This is a genomic window from Actinospica sp. (assembly GCF_035552695.1).
Classification (GTDB): Bacteria; Actinomycetota; Actinomycetes; order Streptomycetales; family Catenulisporaceae; genus Actinospica.
Genome location: NZ_DASZKT010000010.1, coordinates 70,479 through 79,926, shown reverse-complemented (window position 1 = coordinate 79,926; position 9,448 = coordinate 70,479). Strand labels below are relative to the sequence as shown.

Below are 9,448 nucleotides of genomic sequence, written 5' to 3'. Positions count from 1 at the left end.
CGAGTTCTCCGGCGGCCAGCGCCAGCGCATCGGCATCGCCCGGGCACTCGCGCTCAAGCCGAAGGTGCTCGTGCTCGACGAGCCGGTCTCCGCGCTCGACGTCTCGATCCAGGCCGGCGTGATCAACCTGCTGGAAGACCTGCAGGACGAGCTCGGCCTCGCGTACCTCTTCGTGGCGCACGACCTGTCCGTCGTCCGGCACATCGCCGACCGGGTCGCGGTCATGTACCTCGGCAAGATCGTCGAGATCGCCCCGACCAACGAACTCTTCGAGCGCCCGCTGCACCCCTACACCCAGGCACTGATCTCGGCGATCCCGATCCCCGACCCCCGCCGCGAACGCGAGCGCGAGCGCATCCTGATCCAGGGCGACGTCCCGTCCCCGGCCAACCCGCCCTCCGGCTGCCGCTTCCGCACCCGATGCCCGCTGTTCCTCACCCTCTCCGAGACCGACCGAAGCCGCTGCATCACCGAGGAGCCCCCACTAACCCCGCACGGCCTGGGCGACGCCCACCCGGCCGCCTGCCACTACGCCCGAGTTCAGGAAGTGCTCTGAACCTCGCCCCGCCCGCTTGCTGCGAAGCGGGCGGGGGTCGTGGCCAGGAAGCGCTTGAAGTGCCGCGTTAGATGGGACTGGTCGTAGAAGCCTGCTGCGGTGGCGACGTCGGCGGTGGGCATTCCGGCTAGCAGCAGGCGGCGCGCCAGATCCACTCGTCGCCCGGTCAGGTACTGGTGCGGGCCGAGGCCGAAGTGGCGGCTGAAGACGCGCACGAGGTAGGCCGGGTGCGCGTTGAGGATCTCGGACGCCTCATCCAGCGAGATGCCGTCGGGCAGGTGCGTGTCGAGCAGGTCGCGCAAATCCCAGGCCAGGCGCGGATCGCGGGCGCGGGGGAGTAGGTCGAGCGTGCCCTTCAGGTGCCCGGCCAGGCGATCGGCGATCAACGCCAGACGGCTCTCCGCCTCGAGTTCCTGACCGGGCGTCACCAGCGCCTCGTGCAGTCTGCTGATTCGGTCTCGCAGCTTCTCGTCGACCAGCACGGGATGGTCGACGGACCGGCCGATCAGCGCGTCGCTCAGGCAGGCCTCGTCGAGATACAGCACGCGCTTGTGGAAGCCCTCGGGCCGGATCGAGCTGCCGCTGTGCGCGACGTGCGGCGGCAGCAGGGTCACGGTCTGGCCGAGCGAGCCGTGCTCGTGCACGTCGAGGTCGTACTTGATGCCGCCCGAGTCGAGGATGATCAGTGTCCACGTGTCGTGGGTGTGCATCGGATAGACGTGCTCGACGAAGTGCGCGTGCAGCGCCTCGACCAGCCCCGGCACGCGCGGCCGCCAGGCCCGGACCTCCTCTGCCGCGTCCAGTGCCGCGTCCTGCGCCGTGTCCGGTGCCGCAGCTCGCGTCGCCTCGTGTGCCGCCCGCATGCCTACGACGATAGCTCGGCTAGCGGTGCATGGCGGCGCCCTTCATCACCTTGTCCACGGCGTTCCGCTTGCCGTGCACCGCGATGCCGACCAGATCGAGGCTGTCCCGGCTCACGGCGCGTACCGCGGCCCGGTTGTCCCGGTCGTTTCCGGTCAGGAAAAGGTTTTCCGTGTAAATGGCCATCGGAAGATCCCGATCAAGGGCCCTGCCGTGTGCCAGCCGGAGAATTTCCTTGTTCCCCTCGAGAACCACCACCGGCTGCCGGAACATCGACAGATATCCATTGCCGTCCGCGTCCGAATACGGCTCGCCGATCGTCTCCGGATTGCCCGCCGCGACCCCGCTCATCAGGAAGGCGCAGACGTTCAGGGCCTGCCACGGCTGCAGGTCTTCGCGCAGCAGTACGGCGATCTTGGTGTCGAAACGGATAGGCTGGGCAGCGTCGTCGGCAACTGTCTGTTCGCTCATGGATTCATCCTCCGTGGGCGGCCGCTGGGACTCTTGTACGTTCTTGACCCGCATTGACCAAATGCGGGTCCGGCGGGTGTGTCCATCTGGCGAAAGAGGTCCTGGCGTCCGGCCGACGAATCTGTACCATGGCACCTGTACGGCAGGAAGACACGCGACGTTAACAATCGCCGACCGTCCGTGTGATCCGCGTATGCCAGGACCACAGCGTCGTGGACCCGGGAGCTCATCCGTTACCCCCTCACCGACGGACGACCGGAGATCGCTGTGTCAGGCAAACCCGTTGTGCTCATCGCCGAGGAACTCAGCCCCGCGACCGTGGCGGCGCTCGGCCCCGACTTCGAAGTGCGCTATTGCGACGGCGCCGACCGCGGCGCCCTGCTCCCCGCCATCGAGGAGGCCGACGCGATCCTCGTGCGCTCGGCGACCCAGGTGGACACCGAGGCCATCGAGGCCGCCAAGAACCTCAAGGTGATCGCCCGGGCCGGCGTCGGCCTGGACAATGTCGACATCGCGGCCGCCACCCGGGCCGGCGTGATGGTGGTCAACGCTCCCACCTCCAACATCACCTCGGCCGCCGAGCTCACCGTCGCACTCATCCTGGCCACCGCGCGCAACGTCGCCAGCGCCAACGCCGCGCTCAAGGGCGGCAAGTGGGCGCGCAGCAAGTACAGCGGCGTCGAGCTCGACGGCAAGAGCGTCGGCATCGTCGGCCTCGGCCGGATCGGCGCGCTGGTCGCCGCGCGGCTGCTGCCCTTCGGCGTACGGCTGCTCGCCTACGACCCCTACGTGCAGGCGGGCAAGGCCGCGCAGATCGGCGCCCAGCTGGTCTCGCTGGACGAGCTGCTTGCCGAGTCCGACTTCATCACCGTGCACATGCCGAAGACCCCGGAGACGCTCGGCCTGATCGGCGAGGAGGCGCTGCGCAAGGTCAAGCCGACCGCCCGGATCATCAACGTGGCGCGCGGCGGCCTCGTCGACGAGGCGGCGCTGGCCACGGCGATCAAGGAGGGCCGGGTCGCGGGCGCGGGCATCGACGTGTACGCCAAGGAGCCGTGCACCGATTCCCCGCTGTTCGAGCTCGACCAGGTCGTCGTCACCCCGCACCTCGGCGCGTCCACCGACGAGGCGCAGGAGAAGGCGGGCGTCTCGGTCGCCCGCTCGGTGCGCCAGGCGCTCGGCGGCGAGCTGGTCCCGGACGCGGTCAACATCCAGGGCGGGATCATCGCCGAGGACGTGCGCCCCGGCGTGCCGCTCGCCGAGAAGCTCGGCCGGCTGTTCACGCACCTGGCCGGCGGCGCCGCGCAGCAGCTCGACGTGGTCGTCGCGGGCGAGATCACCCAGCACGACGTGAAGGTGCTGGAGCTCTCGGCGCTCAAGGGCGTGTTCGCGGACATCACCGAGAGCCCGGTCTCCTTCGTCAACGCCCCGTACCTGGCCCAGGAGCGCGGCCTCGAGGTGCGGCTGACCACGACCTCCGAGTCCCCGGACTACCGCAACCTGGTCACCGTGCGCGGCACGCTGGCCAGCGGCGAGATCGTCGAGGTGTCCGGCACCGTCTCCGGCAAGAACCAGGTGCACCGGATCGTGGACGTCAACGGCTTCACCGTGGACGTCGGCCTGGACGAGCACACCGTCTTCTTCCGCTACACCGACCGGCCCGGCGTGATCGGCACCCTCGGCCGGATCCTCGGCGAGGCGGGCGTGAACATCGCCGGGATGCAGGTGTCCCGCAACGCCCGCGGCGGCGAGGCGCTGGTCTCGCTGACCGTGGACTCCAAGGTCTCGCCGGAGCTGCTCGGCCAGATCACCGAGTCGATCGGCGCCACCTGGGCGCGCACCGCCGACCTCGGAGCGTAGCCGGCACGCAGGGCGTAACCCGTCGTCCCCCGGCTGACCTGGGCCGGGGGACTTCTGCGTCTCAGATAGTAGGAAGTCCGAAGAAAAACAAGACAAGTCCACCCGGAGCGGGGTACCTTTCGATTACTAGGACTTCCGAGTAACGGCGCCATCCCAGCCGGCCGGAAACCGCTCGCAGGCCACAAGCCCGGGTGTCCGTACCCAGACCGATTCGTTCAGCGAGGGACGGAACACGAACCATGTACCACCGTCGAAGCACCCAGGATTCCGAGGCGAGGGCCGCCGCGCGCTTCGCCCTGCAGCAGGCCTATGACTGGCGCGACGAGTCCGCGCCGGAGTCTCGCGATGCGGACGAGGTTCTGCGCGGATTTGAGACGGCAGTACCCTACCGGGCATGCCCAGCGACACCGAAGTCAGCAGCCGCGACCAGAAGCTGATCGACCTCGCCGTCATCGGCGGCGACGGGATCGGCCCGGAGGTCATCGCGCAGGCCCTCGAGGTACTCGGCGCGGCCCTGCCGGCGGACGTCAAGCTCGAGACCACCGACTATCAGCTCGGTGCCGAGCACTGGCTGAAGACCGGCGAGGCGCTGTCCGAGGAGACCCTCGAGAAGCTCAAGGCGCACGACGCGATCTTGTTCGGCGCGGTCGGCGCGGCCCCGGGCGACAAGCGGATCCCGTCCGGCCTGATCGAGCGGGGGATGCTGCTCAAGCTGCGCTTCGCTTTCGACCACTACGTCAATCTGCGCCCCTCCAAGCTGTGGCCCGGCACCACCGGACCGCTGCGCTCCGAGGCCCCGATCGACTTCGTGGTCGTGCGCGAGGGAACTGAAGGTCCGTACGCGGGCAACGGCGGCACGCTGCGCGCCGGCACCGAGCAGGAGATCGCCACCGAGGTCTCCGTCAACACCGCCTACGGCATCGAGCGCGTGGTGCGCGACGCCTTCGAGCGCGCCAAGGCCCGGCCCCGCCGCAAGCTGACGCTCGTGCACAAGAACAACGTGCTGGTGTACGCCGGCCACCTGTGGACGCGCGTGTTCAACGCGGTCGCGACCGAGTATCCCGAGGTCACGACCGACTACATGCACGTGGACGCGGCCACCATCTTCCTGAGCACGCAGCCCGAGCGCTTCGACGTGATCGTCACCGACAACCTGTTCGGCGACATCCTGACCGACCTGGCCGCGGCCGTCACCGGCGGCATCGGCCTGGCCGCCTCCGGGAACGTCAACCCGGCCCGCACCTTCCCGTCCATGTTCGAGCCCGTACACGGCTCGGCCCCGGACATCGCGGGCACCGGCAAGGCCGACCCGACCGCCGCGATCCTGTCCGCGGCGCTGCTGCTGGCACACCTCGGCCACGCCGAGGCGGCCGCGAAGATCGAGACCGCCGTCGGCGAGGACCTGATCGAGCGCGCCGGAGCCGGCGCCCGCAGCACCGCGGAGATCGGCGACGCGATCCGCGTACGAGTAGCAGGGTGAGACGGTAGGAGAATCTGGGTTACCGTCTCACTAGGCGAGAAAAACTAGTGTGACGGCCCTCCCATACCGCCGCGTATCCCGATCCCGCAGGTCGGGCCGTCACGAAGCACACCTACGTTACGGCCCGACATAGAGGGATTACCGCGATGACCGTGAACATCGAGCTCAAGCCGACCACCGAGCCGCTGAGCGAGGCCGAGCGCACCGCCATTCTCGCCGACCCCAAGTTCGGCCAGTACTTCACCGACCACATGGTCACCATCGAGTACACCGAGGGTCGCGGCTGGCATTCGGCCGCGCTACGACCCTACGGTCCGATCCAACTCGACCCGGCGACGTCGGTGCTGCACTACGGCCAGGAGGTCTTCGAGGGCCTCAAGGCGTACCGGCAGTCGGACGGCTCGATCGCCTCCTTCCGGCCGGAGGCCAACGCCCAGCGCATGGCCCGGTCCTCGCGGCGGATGGCGATGCCCGAACTACCCGAGGAACTGTTCATCGGCGCGATCGACGCGCTGGTCACCCAGGACACGGACTGGGTGCCGGACGACCAGGAGAAGTCCCTCTACCTGCGCCCGTTCATGTTCTCCACCGAGGTCGGTCTCGGCGTGAACCGCCCGGCCGCCGAGTACATGTTCATGCTGATCGCCTCGCCGGCCGGAGCCTACTTCGGCGGCGTCGGCAAGCCGGTCACCGCGTGGCTGAGCACCGACTACGTGCGCGCCGCCCCCGGCGGAACCGGCGAGGCCAAGTGCGGCGGCAACTACGCGGCGTCCTTCCTGGCCCAGGCGCAGGCCGTCGCACAGGGCTGCGACCAGGTGTGCTGGCTGGACGCGATCGAGCGCAAGTACGTCGAGGAGATGGGTTCGAACAACGTCTTCTTCGTGTACGGCTCGGGTGACGACGCCCGCCTGTTCACCCCCGAGCTCTCCGGCTCCCTGCTGCCCGGCATCACCCGCGACTCGCTGCTCCAGGCCGCGCAGGACCTCGGAATCCCGGCCGAGGAGGGCCGTATCTCGGTCGAGCAGCTGCGCGCCGACGCCGCGTCCGGCGCCATCACCGAGGCCTTCGGCTCCGGCACCGCGGCCGTCGTCACCCCGATCGGCGGCTTCAGGTCGGCCGACGCGGACATCGTGATCGGCGGCGGCCAGGTCGGCGAGGTCACCAAGCGGGTGCGCGCGCACCTGCTCGCCGTGCAGCACGGCGACGTCGCCGACAAGCACGGCTGGCTGCACACGATTGTTCCCGCACAGCAGGCGGTCAGCCGGTAACGTCATCGCGTGACCCAGTTGCCTGAGACCTCCGCCGGCGGCGACGACGGCAGTGGCGGCAACGGCGGCAACGGCCGTTCATCGAGCCCGGGCGCGCCGAGCACGGAGTCTTCCGCCTCCGCGTCCGCTCCCGGATCCCTCTGGCGCCACCGCGATTTCCTGCTCCTCTGGGGCGGTCAGACGGTCAGCGACATGGGCAGCGCGATCACCACGCTCGCGCTGCCGCTGCTGGCCGTCTCCGTGCTGAAGGCGACGACGTTCCAGGTCTCGTTCATCATATTCCTGACATACCTGGCGTACCTGCTCATCACGTTGCCCGCCGGCGTGCTCGTGGACCAGGTGCGCAAGCACGGCCTGATGATGTGGTGCGACCTGGCGCGTACCGCGCTCCTCGGCTCAGTTCCGATCGTCGCAACGCTCTGGCACGTCACGCTCTGGCAGATCTACCTCGTCGCCCTGTTCGGCGGCGCGCTCAGCGTCTTCTTCGACGTCGCCTACCAGAGCTACGTCCCCGCGATCGTCCAGGGCGAGCAACTGGTCGACGCCAACGGCAAGCTCGGCACCACGAACTCCTTCGCCGGCCTGCTCGGCCCCTCAATCGGCGGCGCACTGGTAGGACTGATCGGCGCCGCCAAGGCCGTGGCGGTCGACGCCGCGTCGTTCGCGATCAGTGCCCTGTCACTCGTGCTGATCCGCACACCCGAGCCCAAGCCGGAACGCCGCGCCGAGCACGTCACCTTCCGCGCGGCGATGCACGAGGGCCTCAGTTTCGTCGTCAAGCACCCGATCCTGCGCAAGATCGTCGCGTGCACCAGCACCTCGAATCTCTTCAGCGCCTGTTTCGGGGCGGTCGAGATCGTCTTCCTGGTCCGCACGCTGCACGCCTCGCCCGCGCTCGTCGGCCTGCTGTTCTCCCTCGGCGCCGTCGGCGGCCTGGTCGGCGGGCTGACGGCGGGCTGGTTCGCGAAGAAGGTCGGCTCCGCACGGATCATCTGGGCCTCGATCCTGCTCCCGGCGCCCTTCAGCCTGCTGATCCCGCTGGCCCAGCCCGGCTGGGGAACCCTGCTCTTCGCCGCGGGCAACGTCGCGTTCTCCCTCTCCGCGCTGCTGTACAACTCCGCTCAGGTTTCCTACCGCCAGCGCATCTGCCCGCCCGAACTGCTGGGCCGGATGAACGCGTCCGTCCGCTGGATCGTCTGGGGCACTCTGCCGCTCGGCGCCCTGATGGGCGGCGCACTCGGTACGTGGATCGGCATTCGCCCCACCCTCTGGATCGGCGTGGTCGGCAGTGCACTCGCCGGTCTGTTCGTGTTCTTCTCCCCGCTCAGGACAATGCGCGACGTCCCGAGCACCTGACAGAGTAATCTTGTAATCAACTCTTCCGTAGCCGATGGGGGCATCGTGACCGGCACCGAGACAGTCGAGTACATCCGATATCGAATTCCCGCCGCCGCAAGCGACGAATTCGAGTCCGCATACGCCCGCGCCGCCGTACAGCTCGAAGCGGCCGAGCAGTGCGTCGACTACGAGCTCTCCCGCTGCGACGAGGAGCCCGAGGCGTACATCCTGCGCATCGTGTGGACCTCCGCCGAGGACCACATGTCCGGCTTCCGCCGCGGCGAGCAGTTCCCGCAGTTCTTCGCCGCGATCAAGCCGTACGTGACCGACATCGAGGAGATGCGGCACTACACCCGCACCCCCGTCGTCGGCCGCGGCGCCGCCGTGCCGAGCCTCTACGACTGGATCGGCGGCACCGAAGCGCTCGACAAGCTCACCGAGGCGTTCTACACCGAGGTCTTGAAGGACGATCTGCTCTACCCGCTCTTCAAGGACATGGACGAGCACCACCCCCACTACGTCGCCCTCTGGCTCGGCGAGGTCTTCGGCGGCCCCGAGACCTACAGCAGCGAGCGCGGCGACTACCGCCATATGGTCGCCCAGCACCTCGGCAAGCACATCACCGAGCCCCAGCGCCGCCGCTGGGTCAACCTCATGATGGACGCCGCCGACGCCGTCGGCCTCCCCAAGGACCCGTCCTTCCGCGCCGCGTTCGCCTCCTACATCGAGTGGGGCACGCGACTCGCCGAGATCAACTCCCAGCCCGGCCGCGACGCCTACGACGCTCCGATCCCCGAGTGGGGCTGGGGCGTGATGCCCCCCTACCGCGGCTGACCACCGGCAATCGCCGGATTTAGCCGGCTTGTAGGACGAAGAAGAGGAAGCAGAGGAAGGCCGAGCGGTCTTCGCGGACTTCGTCGGGGAAGAGTTCGCGGGCGCCGGGGGCGGGGGGTGGTTCGCAGATGGTGGCGATGTGGAAGCCGGCGGTGGTGAAGGCGTCGCTCATCGCGTGGAGTGGGCGGTGCCAGAAAGCCATTTGGGCCGTGTGGCCGCCAAGGGTCCATTCCTCGGACCGCTTGTGGATGGCGAAGTAGTCGGAGTCGGGATCGAATAGCTTCTGGACGATCGGGTGGTCGACGGCGATGATCAGGCGGCCGCCAGGCGTTAGCACGCGGCGGAGTTCGGCGAGCGGCGCTGTCCAGTCCTCGAGGTAGTGCAGGACCAGGGACGCGACGACGTCGTCGAAAGCGTTGTCGGGGAACGGCAGCGGGCTGGTTAGATCGGCGAGATGCAGGTCCGCGTCGTCGCCGAGGCGTTTGCGGGCCAGTTCGAGCATCTTGGCGCTGGAGTCGATTCCGGTGACGGTGGCGCCGCGGTCGCGCAGGGCGGCGTGGAGAGGGCCGGCGCCGCAGCCGGCGTCGAGAATTCTTCGGCCGGCCACGTCTCCGGCCAGGTTCAGAATCGCGGGGCGCGTGTAGTAGCCGTTGACGAGGTTGGACTCGGTCTCGGCCGCGTACGCCTCGGCGAAGCTGTCGTAGTTGTTGGGCGCGACCGGCGACGACTGCTCAGCGGGATTCATGCGCTCGATCGTGGCACACGCCATTTGTTCTGCGC

At 68.9% G+C, this 9,448-nt stretch carries 9 protein-coding genes; 6 read left to right on the top strand and 3 right to left on the bottom strand.

What is annotated here, in order from left to right; genetic code table 11:
- Positions 1-556 (top strand): ABC transporter ATP-binding protein (locus VG296_RS02315; RefSeq protein WP_325562507.1); only part of this gene is annotated, 556 nt, incomplete at its 5' end.
- Here VG296_RS02315 and VG296_RS02310 read toward each other — a convergent pair.
- Positions 541-1,419, bottom strand: a complete 879-nt coding sequence (locus VG296_RS02310; RefSeq protein WP_325562505.1) for an AraC family transcriptional regulator — start codon at positions 1,417-1,419, stop codon at positions 541-543. The two genes, VG296_RS02315 and VG296_RS02310, sit on opposite strands and share 16 nt — an antisense overlap.
- A 19-nt stretch (positions 1,420-1,438) precedes the next feature.
- Positions 1,439-1,888 carry a DUF2000 domain-containing protein gene (locus VG296_RS02305; RefSeq protein ID WP_325562503.1) on the bottom strand — a complete coding sequence of 150 codons (450 nt, stop codon included), beginning with the start codon at positions 1,886-1,888 and terminating at the stop codon, positions 1,439-1,441.
- 267 nt (positions 1,889-2,155) lie between these two features.
- Here VG296_RS02305 and serA point away from each other — a divergent pair, with 267 nt between their 5' ends.
- From serA to VG296_RS02280, 5 genes are all read left to right on the top strand, one after another.
- A complete protein-coding gene (gene serA / locus VG296_RS02300) occupies positions 2,156-3,748 on the top strand; it encodes a phosphoglycerate dehydrogenase (RefSeq protein WP_325562501.1) in 1,593 nt (530 codons plus the stop codon).
- A 394-nt stretch (positions 3,749-4,142) separates the two neighbouring features.
- Positions 4,143-5,228, top strand: coding sequence for a 3-isopropylmalate dehydrogenase (locus tag VG296_RS02295; RefSeq protein ID WP_325562499.1), 1,086 nt, complete (start codon positions 4,143-4,145; stop codon positions 5,226-5,228).
- A 146-nt stretch (positions 5,229-5,374) separates the two neighbouring features.
- Positions 5,375-6,496 carry a branched-chain amino acid aminotransferase gene (locus VG296_RS02290; protein ID WP_325562497.1) on the top strand — a complete coding sequence of 374 codons (1,122 nt, stop codon included), beginning with the start codon at positions 5,375-5,377 and terminating at the stop codon, positions 6,494-6,496.
- Between the two features lie 9 nt (positions 6,497-6,505).
- Entirely contained in the window at positions 6,506-7,852 is a 1,347-nt protein-coding gene (locus VG296_RS02285; RefSeq protein ID WP_325562495.1) for an MFS transporter, read from the top strand.
- A gap of 45 nt (positions 7,853-7,897) precedes the next feature.
- Complete coding sequence (locus VG296_RS02280) at positions 7,898-8,668, top strand: group II truncated hemoglobin (protein WP_325562493.1); 771 nt, start codon at positions 7,898-7,900, stop codon at positions 8,666-8,668.
- A 19-nt stretch (positions 8,669-8,687) separates the two neighbouring features.
- Here VG296_RS02280 and VG296_RS02275 read toward each other — a convergent pair whose 3' ends face one another.
- Positions 8,688-9,413, bottom strand: coding sequence for a class I SAM-dependent methyltransferase (locus VG296_RS02275; RefSeq protein WP_325562491.1), 726 nt, complete (start codon positions 9,411-9,413; stop codon positions 8,688-8,690).
- Positions 9,414-9,448: the final 35 nt, after the last annotated feature.